Annotated in this window: 26 protein-coding genes; 14 read left to right on the forward strand and 12 right to left on the reverse strand. The window is 59.6% G+C overall.

Going from position 1 to position 26,145, the window contains the following annotated elements; all coding sequences use genetic code 11:
* Position 1 precedes the first annotated feature (1 nt).
* The 7 genes from ACZ89R_RS22720 (at position 2) to hisC (ending at position 5,870) form a co-directional block, all read left to right on the forward strand.
* Complete coding sequence (locus tag ACZ89R_RS22720; RefSeq protein WP_218398690.1) at positions 2-655, forward strand: MlaC/ttg2D family ABC transporter substrate-binding protein; 654 nt, start codon at positions 2-4, stop codon at positions 653-655.
* Positions 652-957: an STAS domain-containing protein gene (locus ACZ89R_RS22725; RefSeq protein WP_253553224.1), complete on the forward strand. Its 306-nt coding sequence runs from the start codon at positions 652-654 to the stop codon at positions 955-957. The genes ACZ89R_RS22720 and ACZ89R_RS22725 overlap by 4 nt, the downstream gene beginning before the upstream one ends.
* A 115-nt stretch (positions 958-1,072) precedes the next feature.
* Entirely contained in the window at positions 1,073-1,312 is a 240-nt protein-coding gene (locus tag ACZ89R_RS22730; protein WP_007912386.1) for a BolA family protein, read from the forward strand.
* Between the two features lie 22 nt (positions 1,313-1,334).
* Positions 1,335-2,600, forward strand: a complete 1,266-nt coding sequence (gene murA, locus ACZ89R_RS22735; protein ID WP_123499005.1) for a UDP-N-acetylglucosamine 1-carboxyvinyltransferase — start codon at positions 1,335-1,337, stop codon at positions 2,598-2,600.
* 127 nt (positions 2,601-2,727) lie between these two features.
* Entirely contained in the window at positions 2,728-3,363 is a 636-nt protein-coding gene (gene hisG / locus ACZ89R_RS22740) for an ATP phosphoribosyltransferase (protein WP_007901570.1), read from the forward strand.
* 126 nt (positions 3,364-3,489) lie between these two features.
* Positions 3,490-4,815, forward strand: coding sequence for a histidinol dehydrogenase (gene hisD / locus ACZ89R_RS22745; protein WP_123499007.1), 1,326 nt, complete (start codon positions 3,490-3,492; stop codon positions 4,813-4,815).
* Between the two features lie 2 nt (positions 4,816-4,817).
* Positions 4,818-5,870: a histidinol-phosphate transaminase gene (gene hisC, locus ACZ89R_RS22750; protein ID WP_429544518.1), complete on the forward strand. Its 1,053-nt coding sequence runs from the start codon at positions 4,818-4,820 to the stop codon at positions 5,868-5,870.
* A 118-nt stretch (positions 5,871-5,988) separates the two neighbouring features.
* Here the strand turns inward: hisC and ACZ89R_RS22755 are convergent, their stop codons facing one another.
* The 3 genes from ACZ89R_RS22755 to algW form a co-directional block, all read right to left on the reverse strand.
* Positions 5,989-6,708: a DUF4198 domain-containing protein gene (locus ACZ89R_RS22755; protein ID WP_429544517.1), complete on the reverse strand. Its 720-nt coding sequence runs from the start codon at positions 6,706-6,708 to the stop codon at positions 5,989-5,991.
* 13 nt (positions 6,709-6,721) lie between these two features.
* Positions 6,722-8,827 carry a TonB-dependent siderophore receptor gene (locus tag ACZ89R_RS22760; RefSeq protein ID WP_429544516.1) on the reverse strand — a complete coding sequence of 702 codons (2,106 nt, stop codon included), beginning with the start codon at positions 8,825-8,827 and terminating at the stop codon, positions 6,722-6,724.
* A gap of 123 nt (positions 8,828-8,950) precedes the next feature.
* Positions 8,951-10,108, reverse strand: a complete 1,158-nt coding sequence (gene algW, locus ACZ89R_RS22765) for a Do family serine endopeptidase AlgW (RefSeq protein WP_429424196.1) — start codon at positions 10,106-10,108, stop codon at positions 8,951-8,953.
* A gap of 103 nt (positions 10,109-10,211) precedes the next feature.
* On the opposite strand from algW, the gene ACZ89R_RS22770 reads away from it, so the two are divergent.
* From ACZ89R_RS22770 to cysN, 3 genes are all read left to right on the forward strand, one after another.
* On the forward strand, positions 10,212-10,970 hold the full coding sequence (locus ACZ89R_RS22770; protein WP_429544515.1) for a Nif3-like dinuclear metal center hexameric protein: 759 nt from the start codon (positions 10,212-10,214) through the stop codon (positions 10,968-10,970).
* 261 nt (positions 10,971-11,231) lie between these two features.
* Positions 11,232-12,149 (forward strand): sulfate adenylyltransferase subunit CysD, encoded by a 918-nt coding sequence (cysD, locus tag ACZ89R_RS22775; protein ID WP_429544514.1) that lies wholly within the window; start codon positions 11,232-11,234, stop codon positions 12,147-12,149.
* Between the two features lie 9 nt (positions 12,150-12,158).
* Entirely contained in the window at positions 12,159-14,057 is a 1,899-nt protein-coding gene (gene cysN, locus ACZ89R_RS22780; protein ID WP_429544513.1) for a sulfate adenylyltransferase subunit CysN, read from the forward strand.
* A gap of 185 nt (positions 14,058-14,242) precedes the next feature.
* Here the strand turns inward: cysN and ACZ89R_RS22785 are convergent, their stop codons facing one another.
* From ACZ89R_RS22785 to ACZ89R_RS22795, 3 genes are read right to left on the reverse strand one after another with little or no spacing between them, the layout of a single operon-like run.
* On the reverse strand, positions 14,243-15,148 hold the full coding sequence (locus tag ACZ89R_RS22785; protein ID WP_429544512.1) for an acyltransferase: 906 nt from the start codon (positions 15,146-15,148) through the stop codon (positions 14,243-14,245).
* Entirely contained in the window at positions 15,149-17,248 is a 2,100-nt protein-coding gene (pta, locus tag ACZ89R_RS22790) for a phosphate acetyltransferase (protein WP_429544511.1), read from the reverse strand.
* 60 nt (positions 17,249-17,308) lie between these two features.
* Entirely contained in the window at positions 17,309-17,647 is a 339-nt protein-coding gene (locus tag ACZ89R_RS22795) for a DUF3565 domain-containing protein (protein ID WP_217857655.1), read from the reverse strand.
* On the opposite strand from ACZ89R_RS22795, the gene ACZ89R_RS22800 reads away from it, so the two are divergent.
* The 3 genes from ACZ89R_RS22800 to ACZ89R_RS22810 all read left to right on the forward strand — a co-directional run bounded on the left by ACZ89R_RS22800 (position 17,616) and on the right by ACZ89R_RS22810 (position 19,997).
* Positions 17,616-18,101 carry an FKBP-type peptidyl-prolyl cis-trans isomerase gene (locus ACZ89R_RS22800; RefSeq protein WP_007901600.1) on the forward strand — a complete coding sequence of 162 codons (486 nt, stop codon included), beginning with the start codon at positions 17,616-17,618 and terminating at the stop codon, positions 18,099-18,101. The two genes, ACZ89R_RS22795 and ACZ89R_RS22800, sit on opposite strands and share 32 nt — an antisense overlap.
* A gap of 122 nt (positions 18,102-18,223) precedes the next feature.
* Entirely contained in the window at positions 18,224-18,706 is a 483-nt protein-coding gene (locus ACZ89R_RS22805; RefSeq protein WP_052965554.1) for a glutathione peroxidase, read from the forward strand.
* Positions 18,707-18,893: 187 nt separating this feature from the next.
* Positions 18,894-19,997, forward strand: coding sequence for an NADH:flavin oxidoreductase (locus ACZ89R_RS22810; protein WP_429544510.1), 1,104 nt, complete (start codon positions 18,894-18,896; stop codon positions 19,995-19,997).
* 88 nt (positions 19,998-20,085) lie between these two features.
* Here ACZ89R_RS22810 and ACZ89R_RS22815 read toward each other — a convergent pair whose 3' ends face one another.
* Together ACZ89R_RS22815 and cysZ are read right to left on the reverse strand one after the other, a co-directional pair.
* Positions 20,086-21,297 carry a glycosyltransferase family 4 protein gene (locus tag ACZ89R_RS22815; protein ID WP_429544509.1) on the reverse strand — a complete coding sequence of 404 codons (1,212 nt, stop codon included), beginning with the start codon at positions 21,295-21,297 and terminating at the stop codon, positions 20,086-20,088.
* 40 nt (positions 21,298-21,337) lie between these two features.
* Entirely contained in the window at positions 21,338-22,093 is a 756-nt protein-coding gene (gene cysZ, locus ACZ89R_RS22820; RefSeq protein ID WP_008070554.1) for a sulfate transporter CysZ, read from the reverse strand.
* 315 nt (positions 22,094-22,408) lie between these two features.
* On the opposite strand from cysZ, the gene trxB reads away from it, so the two are divergent.
* On the forward strand, positions 22,409-23,365 hold the full coding sequence (gene trxB, locus ACZ89R_RS22825) for a thioredoxin-disulfide reductase (protein ID WP_429544508.1): 957 nt from the start codon (positions 22,409-22,411) through the stop codon (positions 23,363-23,365).
* Between the two features lie 188 nt (positions 23,366-23,553).
* On the opposite strand, the gene ACZ89R_RS22830 is transcribed toward trxB, so the two are convergent.
* The 4 genes from ACZ89R_RS22830 to folX form a co-directional block, all read right to left on the reverse strand.
* Entirely contained in the window at positions 23,554-24,804 is a 1,251-nt protein-coding gene (locus ACZ89R_RS22830; RefSeq protein WP_429544507.1) for a 2-aminoadipate transaminase, read from the reverse strand.
* Positions 24,805-25,075: 271 nt separating this feature from the next.
* Positions 25,076-25,414, reverse strand: coding sequence for a HopJ type III effector protein (locus ACZ89R_RS22835; RefSeq protein WP_429544506.1), 339 nt, complete (start codon positions 25,412-25,414; stop codon positions 25,076-25,078).
* Positions 25,407-25,703: a DUF1244 domain-containing protein gene (locus ACZ89R_RS22840; RefSeq protein ID WP_018927179.1), complete on the reverse strand. Its 297-nt coding sequence runs from the start codon at positions 25,701-25,703 to the stop codon at positions 25,407-25,409. Before ACZ89R_RS22840 ends, ACZ89R_RS22835 begins: the two co-directional genes overlap by 8 nt.
* Before the next feature lie 68 nt (positions 25,704-25,771).
* On the reverse strand, positions 25,772-26,143 hold the full coding sequence (gene folX / locus ACZ89R_RS22845; RefSeq protein ID WP_007901645.1) for a dihydroneopterin triphosphate 2'-epimerase: 372 nt from the start codon (positions 26,141-26,143) through the stop codon (positions 25,772-25,774).
* Between the last annotated feature and the right edge of the window lie 2 nt (positions 26,144-26,145).

Here is a 26,145-nt window from a genome sequence, read left to right on the forward strand (position 1 = left end):
AATGATCTCTATCTTGCGACGTGGCCTGTTGGTGATACTCGCGGCCTTGCCGTTGATGGCTAACGCCGTGGCGGCGCCGTCGGCGCACGAACTGGTGCAGGACACCACCAACCGGTTGTTGGCGGATCTTTCTGCCAACAAAGAGAAATACAAGCAGGATCCGCAGGACTTCTATGCGGCGCTGAACAGCATTGTCGGGCCTGTCGTGGATGCCGAGGGTATTTCCAAGAGCATCATGACAGTCAAATACTCGCGCAAAGCCACGCCTGAGCAGATGAAGACGTTTCAGGAAAACTTCAAAAAGGGTCTGTTCCAGTTCTATGGCAATGCCCTGCTGGAGTATGACAACCAGGGTATCGTCGTCGATCCTGCCAAGGATGAGTCGGGAGACCGTACCAGCGTTGGCATGACGGTCAAAGGCAGCAGTGGCGCGATTTATCCTGTGTCTTACACACTGGAAAAGATCAATGGCGAGTGGAAACTGCGCAACGTGATCATCAACGGCATCAACATTGGCAAGCTGTTCCGCGATCAGTTCGCTGATGCGATGCAGCGCAATGGCAACGATCTGGACAAGACCATCAACGGTTGGGCCGGGGAAGTCGCCAAAGCCAAGGAAGCCACCGAAAAATCTACCGAGAACCAAACCCAATGAGTGAGTCGGTCATTCGCATGAGCGAAACCGGCGAGCTACTGCTCAGTGGCGTGCTGGATTACCGCACAGGCCCGAACCTGCGCAAACAGGGGCAGGCGCTGATCAAGTCCAGCAACGCGGCTGCGCTGGTGGTTGATTGCTCAGCGGTGGAGAAGTCCAGCAGCGTCGGCTTGTCGCTGTTGCTGTGCTTCATGCGCGATGCCCAGGCGGCCGGCAAGGCCCTGAGCATTCGCGCGATGCCCGACGATATGCGCGAAATCGCTCAGGTCAGCGAATTGACCGAGCTGTTGGCGCACCCCTGAACCGCATCTATAAAGAAGCCCCCCGTCAGAGTCCTGTGAATGCGGGGTTCGCAGGCGCGGGGCTTTTTTGTATGATGTCCGACCCGCGCGCACAGGGCGCCGATTGAGGTTGAGCATGCAGGCCGTAGAAGTGAAGAGCTTCCTTGAAGGAAAGCTGCCAGGAACCCTAGTAGAAGTCGAGGGCGAAGGCTGCAACTTTCAGCTGAACGTGATTAGCGATGAACTGGCGGCGTTGAGCCCGGTGAAGCGTCAGCAGCAGATCTATGCCCATTTGAACCCATGGATCACCGATGGCAGCATCCATGCGGTCACTATGAAATTTTTCAGCAGCGCGGCCTGGGCCGAGCGCACCTGAGCCCAAGGGCGTCGAGATTCTTATGGATAAATTGATTATTACTGGCGGTGCTCGTCTTGACGGCGAAATCCGCATCTCCGGGGCAAAGAACTCTGCCCTGCCGATCCTGGCTGCAACCCTGCTGTGCGATGGCCCGGTGACCGTTGCCAACCTGCCGCACCTGCACGACATCACCACGATGATCGAGCTGTTCGGTCGCATGGGCATCGAGCCGGTGATCGACGAGAAGCTCAGCGTCGAAATCGACCCGCGCACCATCAAGACCCTGATCGCGCCGTACGAACTGGTGAAAACCATGCGTGCCTCGATCCTGGTATTGGGCCCGATGGTTGCCCGTTTCGGTGAAGCCGAAGTCGCACTGCCTGGCGGTTGCGCCATCGGTTCGCGTCCGGTCGACCTGCACATCCGTGGCCTCGAAGCGATGGGCGCGGTCATCGACGTCGAAGGCGGCTACATCAAGGCCAAGGCCCCTGAAGGCGGCCTGCGCGGTGCGCACTTCTTCTTCGACACCGTCAGCGTGACCGGTACCGAGAACATCATGATGGCGGCCGCTCTGGCCAAGGGACGTAGCGTGCTGGCGAACGCCGCTCGCGAGCCTGAGGTCATCGACCTGGCGAACTTCCTGAACGCCATGGGCGCCAAGATCACTGGCGCCGGCACCGACACCATCACCATCGATGGCGTCGAGCGTCTGCACCCGACCACCTACAAGGTGATGCCTGACCGCATCGAGACCGGCACCTACCTGGTGGCGGCGGCGGTGACCGGCGGTCGTGTGAAGGTCAAGGACACTGATCCGACCATCCTCGAAGCCGTTCTGGAAAAGCTCCGCGAATCGGGTGCCGAAATCACCTGCGGCGAAGACTGGATCGAGCTGAACATGCATGGCAAGCGGCCAAAAGCCGTTAACGTGCGGACCGCTCCATACCCGGCGTTCCCGACCGACATGCAGGCGCAGTTCATCTCCCTCAACGCCATTGCCGAAGGCACTGGTGCGGTGATCGAGACGATCTTCGAAAACCGCTTCATGCACGTTTACGAACTGCACCGCATGGGCGCTCACATCCAGGTCGAAGGCAACACCGCCATCGTCACCGGCATCGAGAAGCTCAAGGGCGCGCCAGTAATGGCCACCGACCTGCGTGCTTCGGCCAGTCTGGTGATCTCGGCGCTGATCGCCGAAGGCGATACCCTGATCGACCGCATCTACCACATCGACCGTGGTTACGAGTGCATCGAAGAGAAACTGCAGATGCTTGGCGCGAAGATCCGCCGCGTACCGGGCTAGTTTCTGCTGCATGGGCGCAAGGACGCGTCCGTTGATTTCGTTCAAGTCGGGGCTGTAATGGCCTCGATGTGTGTCCGGCGCCGTTTGCGACCGGGCATCAGTAGCCTGATAAGGACTGACGTTTCCCATGTTGACCATCGCACTGTCCAAGGGCCGCATCCTTGACGACACCCTGCCGCTTCTGGCTGAAGCGGGTATCGTGCCGACCGAGAATCCGGACAAGAGCCGCAAGCTGATCATCCCCACAACCCAGGCCGATGTGCGCTTGCTGATCGTGCGCGCCACCGATGTGCCGACTTATGTCGAGCATGGTGCCGCGGACCTCGGCGTCGCCGGTAAAGATGTGCTGATGGAATACGGCGGCCAGGGTCTGTACGAGCCTCTGGACCTGCGAATTGCCCTCTGCAAGCTGATGACCGCCGGCCGTGTCGGCGATGTCGAGCCCAAGGGCCGTCTGCGGGTGGCGACCAAATTCGTCAACGTCGCCAAGCGTTACTATGCCGAGCAAGGCCGTCAGGTCGACATCATCAAGCTCTACGGCTCGATGGAGCTGGCGCCGCTGATCGGTCTGGCGGACAAGATCATCGACGTAGTCGACACCGGTAACACCCTGCGTGCCAATGGCCTGGAGCCCCAGGATTTCATTGCCGACATCAGCTCCCGGCTGATCGTCAACAAAGCTTCGATGAAAATGCAGCATGCCCGAATCCAGGCGTTGATCGACACCCTGCGCAAAGCAGTGGAGTCTCGACACCGCGGCTGATTCACCCGCGCGACCTTGAGTCGCGCCCGTCTATCCGCCTCATAGCCAGAATTCTCAGGTGCCCAAGCGGAAACGACTGCTAAGTTAGGGCGCCTGAGTTTTTGCCAATCCTATGAGGCTCTCGCTATGACCGCACCGACTGCAATTCGCCGACTCAACGCTGCTGACCCGGATTTCGCACATCATCTGGATCATCTGCTGAGCTGGGAAAGTGTGTCTGACGACTCGGTCAATCAGCGGGTGCTGGACATCATCAAGGCTGTGCGCGAACGCGGCGACGCGGCGCTGGTGGAATTCACCCAGAAGTTCGACGGCCTGCAAGTCGCCTCCATGGCAGACCTGATTCTGCCGCGCGAACGCCTGGAGCTGGCCCTGACCCGCATCACCGCGCCTCAGCGTGAAGCCTTGGAAAAAGCCGCGACTCGCGTGCGCAGCTATCACGAAAAACAGAAGCAGGATTCCTGGAGCTACACCGAAGCCGATGGCACGGTGCTGGGCCAGAAAGTTACGCCGCTGGATCGCGCCGGTCTGTATGTGCCGGGCGGCAAGGCGTCGTACCCGTCTTCGGTGCTGATGAACGCGATTCCGGCCAAGGTTGCAGGCGTGAGCGAAGTGGTCATGGTCGTGCCGACGCCGCGCGGCGAGATCAACGAGCTGGTGCTGGCCGCGGCCTGCATTGCCGGCGTTGACCGAGTGTTTACCATCGGCGGCGCCCAGGCAGTTGCGGCGCTGGCTTACGGCACCGAAAGCGTGCCAAAGGTCGATAAGGTTGTTGGCCCTGGCAACATCTATGTCGCCACCGCCAAGCGCCACGTGTTCGGTCAGGTCGGGATCGACATGATCGCCGGGCCGTCGGAGATTCTAGTGGTGTGTGACGGCCAGACTGATCCGGACTGGATTGCCATGGACCTGTTCTCCCAGGCCGAGCACGACGAAGACGCCCAGGCGATTCTGGTCAGCCCGGACGCCGAGTTCCTCGACAAGGTCGCAGCGAGTATCGCCAAACTGCTGCCGACCATGGAACGCGCCGAGATCATCGAAACCTCGATCAATGGTCGCGGTGCGCTGATCAAGGTTCGCGATATGGAACAAGCCATCGAAGTCGCCAACCGTATCGCGCCAGAACACCTGGAGTTGTCGGTTGCCGATCCGCAGGCCTGGTTGCCGCAGATTCGTCACGCCGGCGCGATCTTCATGGGCCGTCACACCTCAGAAGCGCTGGGCGACTACTGCGCTGGCCCGAACCACGTGCTGCCAACGTCCGGCACCGCGCGCTTCTCTTCGCCGCTGGGTGTTTATGACTTCCAGAAACGTTCGTCGATCATCTTCTGCTCCGAGCAGGGAGCCTCCGAACTGGGCAAAACCGCTTCCGTGCTGGCCCGTGGCGAGTCGCTGACCGCCCACGCCCGCAGCGCCGAATACCGTATCGTTGACGATAAGAAGGGCAGCTAAGCATGAGTAAATTCTGGAGTCCCTTCGTCAAGAGCCTGGTGCCTTACGTGCCGGGCGAGCAGCCGAAGCTGGCAAAACTGGTGAAGCTCAACACCAACGAAAACCCGTACGGTCCATCGCCCAAAGCGTTGGCCGCGATGCAAACCGAACTGAACGACAACCTGCGTCTGTACCCGGACCCGAACAGCGACCTGCTCAAGCAGGCTGTCGCCAGGTACTACGGCGTACAAAGCAATCAGGTGTTCCTCGGCAACGGTTCCGACGAAGTCCTGGCGCACATTTTTCACGGCTTGCTGCAACACGATAATCCAGTGCTGTTCCCGGACATCAGCTACAGCTTCTACCCGGTTTACTGCGGGCTGTACGGCATTGCATTCGACGCGGTGCCGCTGGATGAGCAATTCCAGATCAACCCGGCGGACTACGCCAAGCCGAACGGCGGGATCATTTTCCCCAACCCGAACGCGCCGACCGGTTGCCTGCTGGCGCTGGACGCTGTCGAGCAAATCCTCAAGGCCAGCCCGGATTCGGTGGTCGTGGTGGATGAGGCTTACATTGATTTCGGTGGTGAAACGGCGATCACGCTGGTGGACCGTTATCCGAACCTGTTGGTGACTCAGACCCTGTCCAAGTCCCGTTCACTGGCGGGCCTGCGGGTTGGCCTGGCAGTGGGGCATCCGGACCTGATCGAGGCGCTGGAGCGGATCAAGAACAGCTTCAACTCCTATCCGCTGGATCGTCTGGCAATTGTCGGGGCTGCGGCAGCGTTCGAGGATCGTGAGTATTTCGACAAGACCTGCCGGTTGGTCATCGAGAGTCGCGAGAAGGTGGTCGCGCAGCTGGAGGCGAAGGGGTTTGAGGTGTTGCCTTCGGCGGCAAACTTCATTTTCGCCCGTCACCCGAAGCACGATGCGGCAGGGCTGGCGGCGAAGTTGCGCGAACAGGGCGTGATCGTTCGGCACTTCAAGCAAGAGCGGATTGCCCAGTTCCTGCGGATTTCCATCGGCGCGCCGGAGCAGAATCAGGCGCTGATCGACGGACTGGGCGACCTGTAAGGCTTCCCCGATCCTGTGGGAGCGAGCCTGCTCGCGATGAGGCCATAACATTCAGCATTGATGTTGAATGCAAGACCGCTATCGCGAGCAGGGCTCGCTCCCACAAGGGGGTTGTGGGTTACTCGTGATGTGGTTCGCCCAGGAAGGTCAGCGACGTGAACAGCCCGCGTGTCGCCACATCCGGGTTGTCCTTCAGCGGAATCTCCATCTGCGCCGCAATCACATTCAACCCTTCATTACGCACCAATACTTGCGCCCGACCCTCTGCATCGGTCTCGGTGCTTAAGGTATTCGGCGCGCTGCGATAGTCGCCCACCAGCTTCACGCCCGCCACCGGCTTACCGTCCAGCAGCACTCGAACCGGCAATGACTTGCCCGGCCCCACAGTTAGCGGATCGACCTCCGGCAGAATCAGCAGTTTCATCTGATTGAGCTGCGGCAGCTTCGCCCCCACCTGGTAGATCGCCAAGCTGTACTTGAAGGTCTGGGTCGACTCAATGGCCCCCGGTACTTTGCTGCGTCCTTCGTTGATCCATTTCTTATCCGCCGTTTGCGACCACATGCCATTGTTCAGCGCCACGGCCATCACTGCTGGTGGTTTCAACGGCTGCAGGCGGGCGTGGTCGGCCAGCCGTTGCACGTTCACCGGGATCATTTTTCCGGCTATGTCATAGGCCCACGCGCCGCTGATTTTCTGTGCCTTGAAGGCGTTGTCTTCGGCACCGTGGCCGTAGATGACTTCGATGTTGCCGCGACGTTCTTCGGTCCAGAGACCGTGGGCCGAGACTTGGCCGGCACACAAAAGACTGAGTAGCGCCAGGGATTTTAGGTGTTGCATGGTGGACGTCCTTTTACAGGTTGAGTGTCAGGCTGACGGTGAAATTGCGCGGCTCTCCGGGGTTGACCCAGTAGTTGCTGTAGGAGCGCTCGAAGTATTTCTCATCGAAAAGATTGTTCAGGTTCAGGCCCACAGTGACGTTTTCGCTGGCCTTGTAATGGGCCAGCAGGTCGACGGTGTGGTAGGCCGGCAGTTCGAAATCGCTGCCGGCTTCACCCGAGCGATCGCCGACATAAGTGAACGCTGCACCAAGATCCGAACCGCGCAAATGGCCATCCTGAAATTCATAAACACCCAACAGACTGCCACTGCGTTTGGCCACGCCGAGAATTCGGCTGCCGGTGGGAATGACCTTGTCGCCCTGGGTGACTTCGGCGTCGATGTAAGCGAAGGCGCCGATCACTCGCACGGCATCGGTCACTTGCCCGGTGACTTGCAGGTCGACACCCTGGCTGCGGGCCTTGCCCATGGCTCGGCTGGAGTCGGTGCTCGGATCGAGCGCCAGGACGTTTTCCTTTTCGATATGGAAGGCGGCGAGGGTGGTGCTCAAGCGGTCGTCGAACAGCTCGCTCTTGATCCCGACTTCATAACCGACGCCTTCTTCCGGGTCGAAGGATTTGCCGGTGGCGTCCAGGCCATTGTTCGGTTTGAACGAGGTGGAGACGTTGGCGAATACCCCCACTTCGGGCGTCAGTTGGTAGAGCAGGCCGGCTCGCTGGGTCAGTGCGTCGTGGCGCTGGCGGCTGGTCGCGTTGCGGCTATGATCGTCGATGCTTTGTTCGAAATGCTCGAAGCGCGCACCGAGCATGCCGCGCAGTTTGTCGGTGAAGACGATCTGGTCCTGAAGGTTCAGCGCCTGGCTTTCGACGTGCTCGAAGAAGTCAGTCCCGGAGCGCGCGCCATCAGGTTTCGGCTGGCCGTAAATCGGCCGATAGATATCGATAGCGTAAGGGCCGCCGGCAATGGTCGTGATCCGTTCGTTCTTGCGGAAATTCTCGTATTCGCTGCCAATTAGTAATTCGTGTTGCCAGCTGCCGATGTCGAACAAACCGCGCAGTTCGAGTTGGGTGATGCTGTCATGCCAGTTGGTATCGCGCTCGCGATAGCGACGGTTGATGGTGTGGCCGTCGGCGTTCAAGGGACGGTTTTCGGAGGCGAAGCCCCAGAGTTTGCCTTCCTTGTAATGACTGGCGAGGCGCAGTTTCCAGCGGTCGTTGAGCTGATGTTCAAGGGCTGCTTGCAGCAGATTGTTGTGGTTGTCGATGTTGCCGTCGTTGGGTTCACCAAGGAAGGTCGAACGGGAGACACCGCTCCATTTATTGTTCGGCGCGACGACACCGCGATCGAAGGTCGAGCTGTGACGGACGAACTCGCTCTCCACCAACAGGCTGGTGTCCGGGTTCAGTTGCCAGCTGAACGAAGGCGCAACGAACACACGCTGACTGTCGACGTGATCGCGGAAGCTGTGGTTGTCCTCGACGGCCAGGTTCACCCGGGACAGAACGTTGCCATCATCATCCAGCGGTGTGTTGACGTCCACGGCGGTGCGATAGCGATCCCAACTGCCGGCGCTGGTTTGCAATGTGGTGAAGGCTTCGGGCTGGGGTTTCTTGGTGACGATGTTCACCGTACCGCCCGGATCGCCGCGACCATAGAGGCTGGCGGCCGGGCCTTTGAGCACTTCGATGCGTTCGATGTTGGCCACGTCCGGCGTGCTTGGATAGCCGCGGTTGGCGCTGAAACCGTCCTTGTAGAACTCCGACGTGGTGAAGCCGCGAACGCTGTATTCGTATAGCGTCAGGCCGCCGAAGTTGTTCTGTTTCGACACGCCGCCGGCAAATTCCAGCGCGCGTTCGACGCTGGTGCTGCCCAGGTCCTTGAGCACACTGACGGGAACCACACTGATCGATTGCGGGATATCGCGAATGGCCGTGTCGGTTTTGGTTGCGCTGGTAGAGCGCGTGGCGCGGTAACCCTTGACCGGGCCGGTGGGGGATTCGTAGTCGGAGGTGACGCTGATGGCGTCCAGTTCAACGGTTTGCGACTCTTCGGCGAAGACCGGATCCCCCAGCAAGCCGAGGGCCAAGCCTGCGAGGGAAGCCATTGTTCGAGACGACATGTTATGTTGTTCCAATAGTGATATTGAAACAATATAACATGCCTAATGAGAATGTATTCGTTTAAGGCTGGCTGTCTCTGTACTTTCAAAGACCTCGAAAAGATCGCAGCCTTCCGGCAGCTCCTATTCTTCTTTTTCCTTGATCGGCGCGGGTGGCGGACGCAAACCGATTTCTGCCGTGAGCTTGAGCTCTTTACCGTTGCGCATTACCTGAATGGTGACCTTGTCGGTTGGCTTGATCCGTGCCACCTGGTTCATCGAACGGCGACCGTCGCCGGCCGGTTCACCGTCGATGCTGAGGATCACGTCGCCCAGTTGCAGGCCGGCCTTTTGCGCCGGGCCGTCACGGAAAATCCCCGCGACCACAATCCCCGGACGTCCCGACAGACCAAACGATTCCGCCAGTTCCTGACTCAAGGGTTGCACTTCGATGCCGAGCCAGCCGCGAATCACCTGGCCGTGTTCGATGATCGACTTCATCACTTCCATCGCCAGTTTGACCGGGATCGCGAAGCCGATGCCCTGAGAACCGCCAGACTTGGAGAAGATCGCCGTGTTGATGCCGGTCAGGTTGCCATTGGCGTCCACCAGTGCACCGCCGGAGTTGCCGGGGTTGATCGCGGCATCGGTCTGGATGAAGTCTTCGTAGTTGTTCAGCCCCAGCTGATTGCGCCCGGTGGCGCTGATGATGCCCATGGTCACGGTCTGGCCGACGCCGAACGGGTTGCCGATGGCCAGGGCCACGTCGCCGATGCGGATATTGTCGGAACGGCCGACGGTGATCGACGGAAGGTTTTTCAGGTCAATCTTCAATACCGCGAGGTCGGTTTCCGGGTCGCTGCCGATGACCCGGGCCAGGGTTTCACGGCCATCCTTGAGCGCCACCACGATCTGGTCGGCACCGCTGGTCACGTGATTGTTGGTCAGCAGATAACCTTCCGGGCTCATGATCACGCCCGAGCCGAGGCTCGACTCCATGCGCTTCTGCTTGGGCGAGTTGTCGCCGAAAAAGCGGCGGAACTGCGGATCTTCGAACAGAGGATGGCTGGGCTTGTTGACCACTTTGGTGGTGTACAGATTGACCACCGACGGCGCGGCCGTGGTCACCGCGTCGGCATAGGACACCGGGCCCTGCTGCAGACCGAGGGTTTGCGGGGCTTGCTGCAGATTGACGTCCAGGCTCGGTAGCCCGACCCATTGCGGATAACGCTGCATAATCAATAGAGCGATAAGCACGCCGGCCAACAGCGGCCAGCCGGAAAAACGCAGCGCCTTGAGCATTAAGCAAGTCCTACAGAGGTTGCAGGCGGTGTGAGACCGCCCATAATGTCGCGCATTATACGAGGCCGAGCGCGCCTCTGAACGGGATATTTAGGAGTCTTTTATGGCCGTTGCCCTGAGCACCCTGGTCGAAGAAGCCGACCGCTACCTGGCAAGTGCGAAGATCGCCGATTACTGCCCCAATGGTTTGCAGGTCGAAGGCCGGCCGCAAGTGATGCGCATGGTCAGCGGTGTTACCGCCAGCCAGGCGTTGCTGGACGCCGCGGTAGAGGCCCAGGCCGATCTGGTGCTGGTGCATCACGGCTATTTCTGGAAAGGTGAAAACCCGTGCATCACCGGCATGAAGCAGCGCCGGTTGAAAACCTTGCTCAAGCACGATATCAGCTTGCTGTCCTATCACTTGCCGCTGGATCTGCACCCGGAAGTCGGTAACAACGTGCAGCTTGCCCGGCAACTGGACATCACCGTCGAAGGCCCGCTGAATCCGGACAATCTGAAAATCGTTGGCCTGGTCGGCTCGTTGAACGAACCGATGACCCCTCGCGATTTCGCCCGTCGCGTGCAGGAAGTCATGGGGCGCGAGCCATTGCTGATCGAAGGCAGCGAGATGATTCGTCGGGTCGGCTGGTGCACCGGTGGCGGCCAAGGGTACATTGATCAGGCGGTGTTGGCTGGCGTTGATCTGTACCTCAGCGGCGAGGCCTCGGAGCAGACGTTCCACAGCGCCCGGGAAAACGACATCAGCTTCATCGCCGCCGGCCACCACGCCACCGAGCGTTACGGTGTGCAGGCTTTGGGCGATTACCTGGCGCGACGTTTCGCCCTCGAGCACATCTTTATCGATTGCCCGAACCCTATTTGATTTTGGGCTGCAATGCGGTCACCTCTGTAGGAGCTGCCGAAGGCTGCGATCTTTTGATTTTAAGGATCAAGGTCAAAAGATCGCAGCCTTCGGCAGCTCCTACACAGGGTGGGTTTCCAATCTGGAGTGCCCAAACGAGGGGGTATATTCATATACCCTTTCGATCTAGCCAGCGTCCTGATTAGAAGGGGGCGCTGTGCTAGGATTCCCCGCTCGAACACGGCCCGCAGGCCGTCCATAAGATCGTTTTCGTGAGTAGCCATGGTCGACAAACTGACGCATCTGAAACAGCTGGAGGCCGAAAGCATCCACATCATCCGCGAGGTCGCCGCCGAGTTCGATAACCCGGTGATGCTGTACTCCGTCGGTAAAGACTCCGCCGTGATGCTGCACCTGGCACGCAAGGCATTCTTCCCGGGCAAACTTCCGTTTCCGGTGATGCACGTCGACACCCAGTGGAAGTTCAAGGAAATGTACGCGTTCCGCGACCGCATGGTCGAAGAACTCGGTCTGGACCTGCTGGTGCATGTGAATCCCGAGGGTGTTGCACAGGGTATCAATCCGCTCACCCACGGCAGTGCCAAGCACACCGACATCATGAAGACCGAAGGCCTCAAGCAGGCCCTCGACAAGTACGGCTTTGATGCCGCATTCGGTGGCGCCCGTCGCGACGAAGAGAAATCCCGTGCCAAAGAGCGCGTGTATTCCTTCCGTGACACCAAGCACCGCTGGGACCCGAAAAACCAGCGTCCCGAGTTGTGGAACGTCTACAACGGCAAGGTCAACAAGGGCGAATCGATCCGCGTATTCCCGTTGTCGAACTGGACCGAACTGGACATCTGGCAGTACATCTACCTCGAAGATATCCCGATCGTGCCGCTGTATTTCGCCGCCGAGCGCGACGTTATCGAGATGAATGGCACCTGGATCATGATCGACGACGAGCGCCTGCTCAATCACCTGAGCGACGAAGACAAGGCGCGTATCGTCAAGAAGAAGGTCCGTTTCCGTACGCTGGGCGACTACCCGTTGACCGGTGCGGTCGAGTCCGAGGCCACCAGCCTGACCGACATCATTCAGGAAATGCTCCTGACGCGAACTTCCGAACGCCAGGGCCGAGTCATCGATCACGATGGCGCCGGTTCGATGGAAGAAAAGAAACGTCAGGGTTATTTCTAAGGGGTTGTCATGTCGCACGCATCTGATTTGATCAGCGAGGACATCCTCGCCTATCTGGGCCAGCACGAACGCAAGGAAATGCTGCGCTTTCTTACCTGTGGCAACGTCGACGACGGCAAGAGCACCCTGATCGGGCGCCTGCTGCACGACTCCAAGATGATCTACGAAGATCATCTGGAAGCCATTACCCGCGACTCGAAAAAAGTCGGCACCACTGGCGATGACATCGACCTGGCATTGCTGGTCGACGGCCTGCAGGCCGAGCGTGAGCAGGGCATCACCATTGATGTCGCCTACCGCTATTTCTCCACCGCCAAGCGCAAATTCATCATCGCCGATACCCCCGGCCATGAGCAGTACACCCGCAACATGGCCACCGGTGCCTCCACCTGTGACCTGGCGATCATCCTGGTCGACGCCCGTTACGGCGTGCAGACCCAGACCCGTCGCCACAGCTTTATCGCCTCGTTGCTGGGCATCAAGCACATCGTTGTCGCCATCAACAAGATGGACCTCAACGGCTTCGACGAAAGCGTATTCGAGTCGATCAAGGCCGATTACCTGAAGTTCGCCGAAGGCATCGCGTTCAAGCCGACCACCATGGCGTTCGTGCCGATGTCCGCGCTCAAGGGCGACAACGTGGTGAACAAGTCCGAGCGCTCGCCGTGGTACACCGGCCAGTCGCTGATGGAAATCCTCGAAACCGTCGAAATCGCCAGCGACCGCAACTACACCGACCTGCGTTTCCCGGTGCAGTACGTCAACCGCCCGAACCTGAACTTCCGTGGTTTCGCCGGCACCCTGGCCAGCGGCATCGTGCACAAGGGCGACGAAGTCGTTGTGTTGCCGTCGGGCAAGAGCAGCCGCGTGAAATCCATTGTCACCTTCGAAGGTGAACTGGAGCATGCAGGTCCGGGTCAAGCCGTGACGCTGACCATGGAAGACGAAATCGACATCTCCCGCGGCGACTTGCTGGTGCATGCCGACAACCAGCCGCAAGTGACTGACGCCTTCGACGCCATGCTGGTGTGGATGGCCGAAGAGCCGATGCTGCCGGGCAAGAAATACGACATCAAGCGCGCCACGACTTACGTGCCGGGTTCGATCACCAGCATCGTCAATCGCGTGGACGTGAACACCCTGGCCGAAGGTCCCGCCAGCTCGCTGCAGTTGAACGAGATCGGTCGGGTCAAGATCAGCCTCGACGCGGCCATCGCGCTGGACGGTTACGATAGCAACCGCACCACCGGTTCGTTTATCGTCATCGATCGACTGACCAACGGTACGGTCGCGGCCGGCATGATCATCGCCCAGCCGTTGAGCCATGGCAGCAGCACCCACCACGGCAAACTGGCGCATGTGGCTACCGAAGAACGTGCCCAGCGCTTCGGCCAGCAACCGGCCACCGTATTGTTCAGCGGCCTGTCGGGCGCTGGCAAAAGCACTCTGGCTTACGCGGTTGAACGCAAGCTGTTCGACATGGGCCGCGCAGTGTTTGTGCTCGATGGCCAGAACCTGCGTCATGACCTGAATAAAGGCCTGCCACATGATCGTGCCGGGCGTACCGAAAACTGGCGTCGTGCAGCGCACGTTGCGCGTCAGTTCAACGAAGCCGGTCTGTTGACCCTGGCAGCCTTCGTTGCGCCGAGTGCTGAAGGTCGTGAGCAGGCCAGGGAACTGATCGGCAAGGAGCGTCTGCTGACGGTCTACGTCCAGGCCTCTCCGACGGTCTGTGCCGAGCGTGATCCGCAAGGTCTGTACGCGGCGGGTGGCGATAACATCCCGGGCGAATCCTTCCCGTACGACGTGCCGCTGAATGCCGATCTGGTGATCGACACCCAGTCGCTGTCGCTGGAAGAAAGCGTCAAGCAAGTGCTGGATCTGCTGCGTAAACGTGGCGCGATCTAAGCGTTAGCTGCCAATAAAAAACCCGCAGATGAGTGATCGTCTGCGGGTTTTTTTGTGTCTGGGAGGACGCCATCGCGAGCAGGCTCGCTCCCACATTGGTTCTCAATGAAATACAAATTTTGTGTCCACTGAAGATCAACTGTGGGAGCGAGCCTGCTCGCGATGGGGCCGGTACAGACTCCTTGTTACTTGGCGGGATACTCCCGGTGCATCTGCCCCAGCAACGCATCCTTGTCATTCCACAGCTGATTGATCCAACCCTGAAACTCCAGGCGATATACACCGTCCTGGTCGTAGTTCTTGCCGACGAACTGCGGTGGAATTTTAAGCTCCTGAAAATGCACCACCACATCCTTCACGTTCCCACAGAGCAAATCCCAATAACCCGGCCGCCCGGCCGGATAGTGAATGGTCACGTTGACGATGGCTTCCAGTTGGTCGCCCATGGCATCCAGTACGAAGGCAATGCCACCCGCTTTCGGTTTGAGCAGGTAGCGGAACGGTGAACTCTGCTGTACGTGCTTGCCCTCGGTGAAGCGCGTGCCTTCGACGAAGTTGAAAATCCCCACTGGGTTATCGCGGAACTTGTCGCAGGTCTTGCGGGTGGTTTCCAGGTCTTTGCCTTTCTTCTCCGGGTGCTTCTCCAGATAGGCCTTGGAATAACGCTTCATGAACGGAAAACCGAGCGCCCACCACGCCAGACCAATCACCGGTACCCAGATCAGTTGTTGTTTGAGAAAGAACTTCAGCGGGCGGATATGCCGGTTGAGCACGTACTGCAACACCATGATGTCGACCCAGCTCTGGTGGTTGCTGGTGATCAGGTACGAGTGCTGATAGTCCAGACCTTCCAGCCCGCTGAGCTGCCAGCGCGTGTGCCCGAGTAGATCCATCCAGGCCTTGTTGTTGCTGATCCAGGCTTCGTGGATATGGCTCATCAGCCAATCGGTAAAACGTTGGGCGGCGGGGAAGGGCAGCAACAGTTTGAAGATCGCCACCATGAACAGCGGCGTGCAGCAGACAATCGTGTTCAGCGCCAACAACAGCGAGGCGATTACGCCGCGCACGGGTGCAGGTAGAAAATCCAGCATTTAAACATCCATAGGTCGGTTGGCAGCTTGGATCGCGGTCAACGCGATGGTGTAGACGATGTCGTCGACCTGCGCGCCGCGCGGCAGGTCATTCACTGGTTTGCGCAGGCCTTGCAGCATCGGCCCGAGGCTGACGCAGTCGGCGCTGCGCTGCACGGCTTTGTGGGTGGTGTTGCCGGTGTTCAAGTCGGGGAACACGAACACTGTGGCGCGACCGGCGACCTGGCTGTTCGGCGCCAGTTGCCGGGCAACGGTTTCGTTGGCGGCGGCGTCGTATTGCAACGGGCCGTCGATCAACAGTGAGTTTTGCTGTTCGTGGGCGAGCAACGTCGCTTCGCGCACCTTCTCGACTTCTTCGCCGCTGGCCGACTCACCGCTGGAATAGCTGATCATCGCCACGCGCGGGGTGATGCCGAAGGCGGCTGCCGAGTCGGCGCTTTGCAGCGCGATCTCGGCCAGTTCGCTGGCGCTCGGGTGCGGGTTCATCACGCAGTCGCCGTAGACCAGCACTTCTTCCGGAAACAGCATGAAGAACACCGAAGACACCAGCGTGCAACCCGGCGCGGTCTTGATCAGTTGCAGGGCCGGGCGGATGGTGTTGGCGGTGGAGTGAATGACCCCGGACACCAGCCCGTCGACTTCATCCAGCGCCAGCATCATGGTACCGATCACCACGGTGTCTTCCAGTTGTTGCTCGGCCATCGGCGCGTTGAGGCTTTTGGTTTTGCGCAGGGCGACCATCGGCTCGACGTAGCGTTCGCGAATCAGGTCCGGATCGAGGATTTCCAGCCCCGGCGGCAACTCGATGCCTTGGGCGCGGGCCACGGCTTCGACGTCCGCCGGTTTGGCCAGCAACACGCAACGGGCAATGCCGCGGGCCTGGCAGATCGCGGCGGCCTGCACGGTCAACGGCTCGCTGCCTTCGGGCAACACGATGCGCTTGTTGGCGGCCTGGGCGCGCTGGATCAGCTGGTAGCGGAACACCGCCGGCGACAGGCGCATTTCCCGTGGCGTGCCGCAGCGCTGGTGCAGCCAGTTGGCGTCGAGGTGGCTGGCGACGAAATCGGTGATGATCTCCGCACGTTCGCGGTCGTCGATTGGGATTTCCTTGTTCAAACTGTTTAACTGGTTGGCGGTGTCGTAGGAGCCGGTGCTGACCGACAACACCGGCAGGCCAGCCTGCAAGGCGCCACGGCACAAATCCATGATGCGCGGGTCGGGCAGGGTGTCGCTGGTCAGCAACAGGCCGGCCAGAGGCACGCCGTTCATCGCCGCGAGGCTGACGGCGAGGATGATGTCGTCGCGATCGCCGGGGGTTACCACCAGCACACCGGGTTTGAGCAGCTCCACAGTGTTGCGCACGGTGCGGGCGCAGATGATGATGTTGGTCATGCGCCGGGTTTCATAGTCGCCGGCGTTGAGCACCTGAGCGCCCATCAGGTCGGCCACGTCACGGGTGCGCGGTGCATTCAGTTCCGGTTGATACGGGATGCAGCCGAGCAGGCGGAAGTCGCCACTGCGCAGCAACGGCGAGTGTTCCTTCAGGCGCGAGGCGAAGGCCTCCATGCTTTCGTCGGTCTTGACCTTGTTGAGGATCACGCCCAGGACTTTCGGGTCTTTCGGCCCGCCGAACAATTGTGCCTGCAACTCCACCCGGCCGGACAATTCAGTCAGCACTTCGTTTTCCGGTGCCGAGACCAGAATCACATCGGCGTCCAGGCTCTTGGCCAAATGCAGGTTGACCCGCGCGGCGTAACTGGCGCTGCGGGTCGGGACCATGCCTTCGACGATCAGCACGTCCTTGCCGACAGCGGCTTGCTGATAAAGGGTGATGATTTCTTCGAGCAGTTCGTCCAGCTGACCGTCGCCGAGCATTCGCTCAACGTGGGCCAGGCCCAGTGGCTGAGGCGGTTTCAAACCGTGGGTGCGGGCCACCAGTTCGGTGGAGCGTTCAGGGCCCGTGTCGCCCGGGTGCGGCTGGGCAATCGGTTTGAAAAAGCCGACTTTGAGACCGGCCCGCTCAAGCGTACGCACCAGCCCGAGGCTGATGGAGGTCAGACCCACACCAAAATCGGTGGGTGCGATAAAAAAAGTTTGCATGCGGATTCTCTAAGGGTGCATGGCAATGGTGAGCGCCTATGGCTGGCGTTCTACCGAAATTCAGTCGTCAAGGTTATCGCTAACCGAGCCTTGTGCGCACCATCCGCAATCAAAGGGCTGGCCTATTTTTTCATTACGCAGCGAAGGGTCCAGCACCCAGGCCCGGGATTGCCACGGGGGCTGGTGCCGCAGGTGTTGGGTATGGCCGCAGGAAAGCTCGGCTACCCAGTGGCCATCCTCATCCTGATGAAAGCCTGTGATGGTCGAAGCTTGCGTCGCGCCCCGTCTGTCCGGGTTGTGTTCGCTTTCGGGCGATTGCTTCGCTAAACTTGGTCTTTCTATATTCTTATGCAAAAGGTCTCGCCCCATGCTGATCGCCGCCAATAAGGCTGTCTCCATCGACTATACCCTGACCAACGACGCTGGTGAGGTCATCGACAGCTCCGCCGGCGGCGCGCCGCTGGTCTACCTGCAAGGCGCAGGTAATATCATCCCGGGCCTGGAAAAGGCACTGGAAGGCAAAGCAGTCGGTGATGAACTGACTGTCGCCGTAGAACCTGAAGATGCCTACGGCGAATACGCTGCCGAACTGGTCAGCACTTTGAGCCGCAGCATGTTCGAAGGCGTTGACGAGCTGGAAGTGGGCATGCAGTTCCACGCTTCCGCTCCGGACGGCCAGATGCAGATCGTCACCATTCGCGATCTGGACGGCGACGATGTCACTGTCGACGGCAACCACCCGTTGGCTGGTCAGCGCCTGAATTTCCAGGTCAAGATCATCGACATCCGTGACGCCAGCCAAGAAGAAATCGCTCATGGTCACGTCCATGGCGAAGGTGGCCATCACCACTGATTTTCTGCGCTAAGCTCAGAGAGCTGGAGAGGCGCCTGAGGGCGCCTTTTTAGTCCGCGGCTGTCCTTGATGGCACCGCCAAGTGGCTGTTTCGAGAAGAACACGGGAATTTGGAGTTCGTCATGAGTGCTTTTCACGACCTTAAACTGACAGCCCTGGATGGTCAGGAGCTACCTCTGGCGCCCTTCAAGGGGCGTGTCGTGCTGGTGGTCAACGTCGCCTCCAAATGTGGTTTGACCCCACAGTACGCGGCGCTGGAAAACCTCTACCAGCAATACAAGGACAAGGGTTTCAGTGTGCTGGGCTTGCCGTGCAACCAGTTTGCAGGGCAGGAACCGGGCACCGAGCAGGAGATCCAGGCATTCTGCAGCCTCAACTATGGCGTGACCTTTCCGTTGTCCAGCAAGCTGGAAGTCAACGGTCATGAGCGTCATCAGTTGTATCGCCTGCTGGCGGGCGAAGGCGCGGAATTCCCGGGCGACATCACCTGGAACTTCGAGAAATTCCTGCTGGGCAAGGACGGTCGCGTATTGGCGCGGTTCTCGCCTCGAACGGCGCCGGATGATCATGCTGTCATCCAGGCGATCGAAAAAGCGCTGAGCTAAAAAAGAAAGATCAAAAGATCGCAGCCTTCGGCAGCTCCTACGGGTGTACGCATTCCCCTGCAGGAGCTGCCGAAGGCTGCGATCTTTTCGTTTCTAATCCTTAATCACTTAAATCAATAGTGCTGTTCAAGGCTTGGCACTCTCCATATTATCGCCGTCATAAAGTCTATGTCCCGTGGAGCGTCCCATGCCCGTCAAAGCCCTGTTCAAGCCTTTTCACCTTGGCGCTCTCGAGTTGCCGACCCGCGTCGTCATGGCGCCGATGACCCGCTCGTTTTCGCCGGGCGGCGTGCCCAACTCCAAAGTGATCGAGTACTACCGTCGTCGCGCCGCCGCCGGGGTTGGGCTGATCATCACCGAAGGCACCACCGTCGGTCACAAGGCCTCCAATGGCTACCCGAACGTGCCGCACTTCTATGGTGAAGCGGCATTGGCCGGCTGGAAGAAAGTCGTCGACGCGGTGCATGCCGAGGGCGGCAAGATCGTTCCGCAACTGTGGCATGTGGGCAGCGTGCGCCGCATCGGCACCGAGCCGGACGCCAGCGTGCCGGGTTACGGTCCGTCAGAAAAATTGAAGGACGGTCAGGTCGTGGTTCACGGCATGACCAAGGAAGATATCCAGGACGTGATTGCCGCGTTCGCCCAAGCAGCCAAAGACGCGCAGAGCATCGGCATGGACGGCGTGGAAATCCACGGTGCCCACGGTTATCTGGTGGACCAGTTCTTCTGGGAAGGCAGCAATCAGCGTACTGACGAATATGGTGGCAGCCTGGCCAATCGTTCGCGCTTCGCCATCGAACTGATTCAGGCGGTGCGTGCCGCGGTCGGTGAGGGTTTCCCGATCATCTTCCGTTTCTCCCAGTGGAAGCAGCAGGACTACACCGCGCGGTTGGTGCAAACCCCGGAAGCCTTGGGCGAATTCCTCAAGCCATTGTCCGATGCCGGCGTGGACATTTTCCACTGTTCGACGCGGCGTTTCTGGGAGGCTGAGTTCGACGGTTCCGAGCTGAACCTGGCCGGCTGGACTCGCAAGCTCACCGGTAAGCCAACCATCACCGTCGGCAGCGTCGGCCTGGACGGTGAGTTCCTGCAATTCATGGTCAACACCGACAAGATCGCGCAACCGGCCAGCCTGGAAAAACTGCTGGAGCGCTTGAACAACGATGAGTTCGATCTGGTGGCAGTGGGCCGTGCATTGCTGGTGGACCCTGACTGGGCGCAGAAAGTGCGGGACGGTCGTGAGGAAGACATCCTGCCGTTTAGCCGTGAGGCTTTGATGACGCTGGTTTAATGTGGCGAGGGGGCTTGCCCCCGTTGGGCCGCGAAGCGGCCCTGAAACCTGAAAATATGTTTCATCAGGCATATGGCGTGCGCTGGGTTTACGACTGCTTCGCAGCCGAACGGGGGCAAATCCCCTCGCCACGAGGATCGTGACAAGCCCCCCGCAACTGTCCTTCAAACTGCTCGATAATCGCCGCCCAACCCTGACGACTCGCATGCTGGCGCGCATTAAGGCGCACGCAGCGCAAGGTTTCGCGCTCCTCCAACAGCCAGCGTGCTGCATCGCAAAACGCCTCTTCATCCCCGGGCATGGCCAGTACGCCGTTGTAGCCATGGCGAATATGTTGGGCCGCCGCAGCCTGATCGTACGCCACCACCCCCAGCCCCGAAGCTAATGCCTCAAGCACCACATTGCCGAAGGTTTCGGTCAGGCTTGGAAACAGAAACACATCCCCCGACGCATAATGACTGGCCAAAGCTTCACCACGTTGTGAACCGCAGAAGATCGCCTCGGGTAGTTCCTTCTCCAGCATCGATCGTTGCGGCCCATCACCAACCACAATCAATTTCATTTTTCGCTGTGGATAAGTCATTTTCAGCGTGTCGAAACACCGCTTGAGCAAGCCAAGATTTTTCTCTGGCGCCAGGCGTCCTACGTGGATCAAGGCAATATCTTCCTCGGCCAGTCCCCATTGCTCGCGCAGCGATTTCAGCCGTTTGGCCGGATGAAACAACTGGCTGTCGACGCCTCGAGAGAGCAGCGCCAGGCGCTCGAAACGGCGGCGTTCCAGCTCCAGTCGCTGGCTGGCGCTGGGCACCAGGGTCAGGGTCGAGCGATTGTGAAACCAGCGCAGGTAGTGAGTCAGCAAGCGGGTCAGCAGCCCGAAGCCGTATTGGCTGGAGTACTGTTGAAAATTGGTATGAAAGCCACTGACCACCGAAATCCCCAAACGCCGTGCCGCGCGCAATGCGGATAACCCCAGCGGTCCTTCAGTGGCGATGTACAACACGTCCGGACGATGGCGTTTCCAGCGCCGCAGCAGCTTGTGCATCGACGACTGACCCCACTGCAGGCCGGGATACCCCGGCAGCGGCCAGCCTCGACACAACAGCAACTCATCGTTGCTTCCGATAAGTGGGTCGCCACCCTGCCGTGGCCGCACCAACTCGACCTGATGCCCGCGCGCGCGCAAACCGTCGAACAAGCGGCCAAGGGTATTGGCCACGCCGTTGATTTCCGGAGGGTAGGTTTCGGTGATCAGGGTGATATGCAGAGTTGTCGTCATGACCTCAGTGTCGGCTGAGGCCATGTCGTCATTGTGACGGTTGAGTGATGGATTTGTGACGCGATCAGCGGCGTTCTGCCACCAGATTTTCCGCGCCACGCTCACGTACCCAGAACAGCGTCGCACCGGCCACGGCCGCCGGCATCATCAGAATGTTGACCACCGGAATCAGCAACACCAGATACACGCTCCCGCCGAAACCGAGGCTCTGCCAGCGTTTCTGCCGCAGCCAGGCGAGCATTTCGTTCCAGCCCAGTTTGTGGTTATCCGCCGGGTAATCGATGTACTGGATCGCCATCATCCACACCCCGAACAGCAGCCACAGCGGCGCGGCGATGATGTTGACCACCGGGATCAACGACAGGATGAACAGCCCGATGGCCCTGGGCAGGAAGTAGCCGAGTTTGCGCATTTCCCGGGACAGGGTGCGCGGGATCATGGCGATCAGTTCGCCCCAGCTGAAGGCCGGGAAGTCGTCGGTGCCGCGCACCACCACTTCGACTTTCTCCGCGAGGAAGCCATTGAACGGCGCGGCGATGATGTTGGCGAGCATGGTGAAGGTGAAAAACACCATCAACACCACCAACACGACAAAAATCGGCCAGAGGATGTAGCTCAGAAAACTCAGCCAATCGGGCAGGGACGGCATCAGCGTATCGACCCACATACTGAACTGATGGCCAGCCAGATAGATCAATCCGACGAACAGCACCAGGTTGATTGCCAGCGGCAACAACACGAACAAGCGCAGGCTTGGGCTCAGGACCAGCTTGAGGCCCTCGCGCAGGTATTGCGGGCCAGACAGAACGGGGGCGGGCATAACGTGCTCCAAGCAAAGGGTAAACGCGCCGACCTTACCGGCTTTGCCTGACAGGCGAAAGCGCGGTAGCGGCATCGACATTAACTGTAACAAAGGCGTCTATATATTCACCTCGATGGGATAGAGACCGCCTATGAGCTGGATTGTTAAACCGTATTTCCTTAATCTTCGCCCCCTCGATACGCTGCACCCATTCTTTTACAGGACTGTCGAGCCCAAGCCTTCCCCAAGTGCTTTCAACGGTCCTTTTTTATTCCCGCCGGCAATCCGGCGTTCCGCGCCCAGTGTTTCGGGCCCGGTCAACAGGAGCAGGTCATGTCTGAAGTTCGTCATTCGCGAGTGATTATTCTCGGTTCCGGCCCTGCCGGTTACAGCGCTGCGGTCTACGCAGCCCGTGCCAACCTCAAGCCACTGCTGATCACTGGCATGCAGGCTGGCGGTCAATTGACCACCACCACCGAAGTCGACAACTGGCCGGGCGACGTCCACGGCCTGACCGGCCCGGCGCTGATGGAACGGATGAAAGAGCACGCCGAGCGCTTTGAAACCGAGATTGTGTTCGATCACATCAATGCCGTGGACTTCGCCGCCAAGCCGTACACCCTGATTGGCGACAGCGCGACTTACACCTGCGACGCACTCATCATCGCCACCGGCGCCAGCGCCCGCTACCTGGGCCTGCCGTCGGAAGAAACGTTCATGGGCAAAGGCGTTTCGGCCTGTGCGACATGCGACGGTTTCTTCTATCGCAACAAGCCCGTGGCTGTGGTCGGTGGCGGTAATACGGCTGTGGAAGAAGCCCTGTACCTGGCCAACATCGCCAGCACCGTAACCTTGATCCACCGTCGCGAAACGTTCCGCGCCGAGAAGATCCTGATCGACAAGCTCAATGCCCGGGTTGCCGAAGGCAAGATCATCCTGAAGCTGAACTCGACCCTGGACGAAGTGCTGGGCGACAACATGGGCGTGACCGGTGCTCGCCTGCAGAACAACGATGGCAGCTTCGACGAGCTGAAAGTCGACGGCGTGTTCATCGCCATCGGGCACACCCCGAACACTTCATTGTTCGAAGGTCAGCTGACGTTGAAAGACGGCTACCTGGTTGTGCAGGGCGGCCGTGACGGCAACGCCACTGCGACCAACCTCGAAGGCATCTTCGCTGCCGGTGACGTGGCTGACCACGTTTACCGTCAGGCCATCACTTCGGCCGGCGCCGGTTGCATGGCGGCACTGGATGCCGAGCGCTACCTCGACGATCTGCAGAACGCTTGATTCTGATTCTGTAGAAAGCAAAAAACCGGCTTCGGCCGGTTTTTTGTGCGTGCGATTTATTGCCGATCAAAGTACCTGTGGGAGCGAGCCTGCTCGCGATAGCGGTGTATCAGTCGACATCAAGATTGAATGGTAAATCGCTATCGCGAGCAAGCTCGCTCCCACATGGGACTGTGTGGACTTTGGGATCAGGACAATTTCGCGAGGCACGCCTCAAGAATATCCATCCCTTCCTCCAGCACTGCCGCCTCTGTAGTTAAAGGCGCGAGCAGCCGAATGATGTGCCGCGATTTGCCGCTGGGCATCAGCAGCAAGCCCGCGTCTCGGGCAAGGGCCAGCAGCTGCGTCAACTGCGCCGAGGCCGGTGTGCCATCGGCATTGATCAGCTCGATGCCGCGCATGGCACCGACGCCGGTCAAACGGCCCAGATACGGTGACAGTTCGCGGGCTCGCCAGGATTCGTAGCGGCTGACAATCGCCTCTTCCTGTTGCATGCCCCAGGCGTGCAGATGCGCATCGCTCATTTCTTCCAGGGTCGCCAACGCGGCGGCACAGGCGATGGGATTACCCGAATAGGTGCCGCCCAATCCGCCCTTGGGCAAGTTATCGAGTAGCGACTTGCGCCCGACAACCGCACCCAGCGGCACGCCGCCGGCAATGCTTTTGCCCAGCAGGATCAGGTCCGGCTCAATGCCCAGTCGCGAGAACGCAAACCGCTGGCCGGTACGGCCGAAGCCGGACTGGATTTCATCGGCGATCAACAGGATGCCTTTGTCATCACAGAAACGTCGCAGCGCCTGGGCGAATTCCACGTCCATCGCCAGGAAGCCCGCTTCACCCTGCACCGGTTCGACGATAAAACAGGCCACGTCATCAACGTCGATTTCGACGCTGAACAGCCGCTCCATCGCCTTCAGGGCCTCGGCGCAGGTCACGTCATTGTCTTTGCTGGGGAAGGGCAGGTGAAACACCGGCCCCGGTAGCACACCGACTTTCTGCTTGTAGGGCGCGACTTTGCCGTTGAGGTTGAGGGTGGCGAGTGTGCGACCGTGGAAGGCGCCGTCGAAGGCGATGACTGCCGTGCGGCCGGTGGCGCCACGGACGATCTTCAGGGCGTTTTCCGCCGCTTCCGCACCGCTGTTGGTGAGCATGCCGCTGACCGGGTAATCCACCGGGATAAACGCCGTCAGGCGATCCATCAGTTCGAGGTAAGGCGCATGCGGGGCGGCGTTGAACGCGTAGTGGGTCAGCCGGGTGGCTTGCTCGCGAATGGCCTCGACGATGCGTGGATGGCAATGGCCGAGGTTCAGCACGCCGATACCACCGACGAAATCGATGTAGCGTTTGCCATCGGTGCCCCAGACCTCGGCGTTTTTGCCGTGGCTGAGCGTGACGGGATGAACGATGTTGATTGACTGACTGATGTTTTCGCTGCTCATGGATACCGGACTCAGAAGAAGGGATGCTTCTTTTTATCTAAGCCGCGAGCAGAGGTGCCCGGCAAACGAAATAAAGTTGCCGGGTCAATATTAAAAGTCGGGATGTGCGGTAAGAGATGAATGGCAAAAGATCAAAAGATCAAAAGATCAAAAGATCGCAGCCTTCGGCAGCTCCTACGTTGGAATCGCGTACACCCATGAAATATCGGGCGGACACAAATTCTGTAGGAGCTGCCGCAGGCTGCGATCTTTTGATTTTGATCTTCGCTAATCAGCGACGAGTCAGCGGCTGCTGCGAGAGCTTCACACCGGCCAAACCATGGGCGATCAGCGCGCGGATATTGCCATGGTCGCTGCCTTCAGGCGTGGCCACCACCGAACGGTAATGCTCGCCAAACGCTAACAGCGCTTCTTCATCACTCAAGCCTTCCAGCAATGCCAGGCCCAGGGTCTTGCACGAACCTTCGTTCTGCCCGGCGGCGTTTTCCACACCACCGTTATTGAACGACTGGGGCTGATAGTCGTAACCGGCTGCGATGAATGCCAAGGTATCGGCGAAAGCGTGTTCGCCGCTCTTGAGGCTGGCGCGCAGGGTGTTCAGATCACTCATTGGGTTTTCCTTTGGCGAACGCCGCTTGCTGGTCGGCGCTGGCTTCTTTCTGGTATTGGGCTTTCCACTCGGCGTACGGCATGCCGTAAACCACTTCGCGGGCTTCGTCGAGGCTGACGTCGATCTGGCGTTCGTCGGCAGCGGCCTTGTACCACTTGGACAGGCAGTTGCGGCAGAAACCCGAGAGGTTCATCAGGTCGATGTTCTGCACGTCCTTGCGGCTGTCCAGGTGGGCAACCAGCCGGCGAAAGGCGGCGGCTTCAAGTTCCAGGCGTTGTTGATCGTTCATGATGGGCTCTGTGCAATCAAATCGTGGCGCGGATGATAAAAGCCTGGCGACCGATGCGCCAGACGCGGTCAGCGGCTCGCGGCCAGGGTAATCGATACCGACTCGGCAAAGCGCAGGGCATGGGGCTTGTCGACTTCGACTTCGGCGTACAGCACTGACTCGTTGACCATGATCAGGTCCAGCAATTCCTGGGTCAGGCGTTCGAGCAGGGCAAAGCGATTGCCCTCCACGTGGGCGATGATCGCCTTGGTGATGGTGCGGTAATTCAACGCGTGATCGATATCGTTGTCACGCACTGCATCCTGAGCGGCGTACAGGATGGTCAGGTTGATCAGCACATCCTGCTTGTTGAGGATTTCGTCCTCGTTGATCCCGATGAAAGTTCGCAAACACAGGTCCTTGACCCGGATGCGTGCCATTCCTGGTTGAAGTTGTGGCATTG

The organism is Pseudomonas sp. TE3728, assembly GCF_056279145.1.

Bases quoted from the DNA above. Each gene is read 5' to 3' on its own strand.
- ACZ89R_RS22815 (WP_429544509.1), bottom strand. From the start codon at position 21,297: ATGGCCTCAGCCGACACTGAGGTCATGACGACAACTCTGCATATCACC.
- ACZ89R_RS22725 (WP_253553224.1), top strand. From the start codon at position 652: ATGAGTGAGTCGGTCATTCGCATGAGCGAAACCGGCGAGCTACTGCTC.
- cysN (WP_429544513.1), top strand. From the start codon at position 12,159: ATGTCGCACGCATCTGATTTGATCAGCGAGGACATCCTCGCCTATCTG.
- ACZ89R_RS22720 (WP_218398690.1), top strand. From the start codon at position 2: ATGATCTCTATCTTGCGACGTGGCCTGTTGGTGATACTCGCGGCCTTG.
- pta (WP_429544511.1), bottom strand. From the start codon at position 17,248: ATGCAAACTTTTTTTATCGCACCCACCGATTTTGGTGTGGGTCTGACC.
- ACZ89R_RS22830 (WP_429544507.1), bottom strand. From the start codon at position 24,804: ATGAGCAGCGAAAACATCAGTCAGTCAATCAACATCGTTCATCCCGTC.
- murA (WP_123499005.1), top strand. From the start codon at position 1,335: ATGGATAAATTGATTATTACTGGCGGTGCTCGTCTTGACGGCGAAATC.
- ACZ89R_RS22785 (WP_429544512.1), bottom strand. From the start codon at position 15,148: ATGCTGGATTTTCTACCTGCACCCGTGCGCGGCGTAATCGCCTCGCTG.
- ACZ89R_RS22805 (WP_052965554.1), top strand. From the start codon at position 18,224: ATGAGTGCTTTTCACGACCTTAAACTGACAGCCCTGGATGGTCAGGAG.
- ACZ89R_RS22755 (WP_429544517.1), bottom strand. From the start codon at position 6,708: ATGCAACACCTAAAATCCCTGGCGCTACTCAGTCTTTTGTGTGCCGGC.
- hisG (WP_007901570.1), top strand. From the start codon at position 2,728: ATGTTGACCATCGCACTGTCCAAGGGCCGCATCCTTGACGACACCCTG.
- ACZ89R_RS22760 (WP_429544516.1), bottom strand. From the start codon at position 8,827: ATGTCGTCTCGAACAATGGCTTCCCTCGCAGGCTTGGCCCTCGGCTTG.
- hisD (WP_123499007.1), top strand. From the start codon at position 3,490: ATGACCGCACCGACTGCAATTCGCCGACTCAACGCTGCTGACCCGGAT.
- ACZ89R_RS22810 (WP_429544510.1), top strand. From the start codon at position 18,894: ATGCCCGTCAAAGCCCTGTTCAAGCCTTTTCACCTTGGCGCTCTCGAG.
- folX (WP_007901645.1), bottom strand. From the start codon at position 26,143: ATGCCACAACTTCAACCAGGAATGGCACGCATCCGGGTCAAGGACCTG.
- ACZ89R_RS22800 (WP_007901600.1), top strand. From the start codon at position 17,616: ATGCTGATCGCCGCCAATAAGGCTGTCTCCATCGACTATACCCTGACC.
- cysZ (WP_008070554.1), bottom strand. From the start codon at position 22,093: ATGCCCGCCCCCGTTCTGTCTGGCCCGCAATACCTGCGCGAGGGCCTC.
- hisC (WP_429544518.1), top strand. From the start codon at position 4,818: ATGAGTAAATTCTGGAGTCCCTTCGTCAAGAGCCTGGTGCCTTACGTG.
- algW (WP_429424196.1), bottom strand. From the start codon at position 10,108: ATGCTCAAGGCGCTGCGTTTTTCCGGCTGGCCGCTGTTGGCCGGCGTG.
- ACZ89R_RS22770 (WP_429544515.1), top strand. From the start codon at position 10,212: ATGGCCGTTGCCCTGAGCACCCTGGTCGAAGAAGCCGACCGCTACCTG.
- trxB (WP_429544508.1), top strand. From the start codon at position 22,409: ATGTCTGAAGTTCGTCATTCGCGAGTGATTATTCTCGGTTCCGGCCCT.
- ACZ89R_RS22835 (WP_429544506.1), bottom strand. From the start codon at position 25,414: ATGAGTGATCTGAACACCCTGCGCGCCAGCCTCAAGAGCGGCGAACAC.
- ACZ89R_RS22795 (WP_217857655.1), bottom strand. From the start codon at position 17,647: ATGGAGACAGCCTTATTGGCGGCGATCAGCATGGGGCGAGACCTTTTG.
- ACZ89R_RS22840 (WP_018927179.1), bottom strand. From the start codon at position 25,703: ATGAACGATCAACAACGCCTGGAACTTGAAGCCGCCGCCTTTCGCCGG.
- cysD (WP_429544514.1), top strand. From the start codon at position 11,232: ATGGTCGACAAACTGACGCATCTGAAACAGCTGGAGGCCGAAAGCATC.
- ACZ89R_RS22730 (WP_007912386.1), top strand. From the start codon at position 1,073: ATGCAGGCCGTAGAAGTGAAGAGCTTCCTTGAAGGAAAGCTGCCAGGA.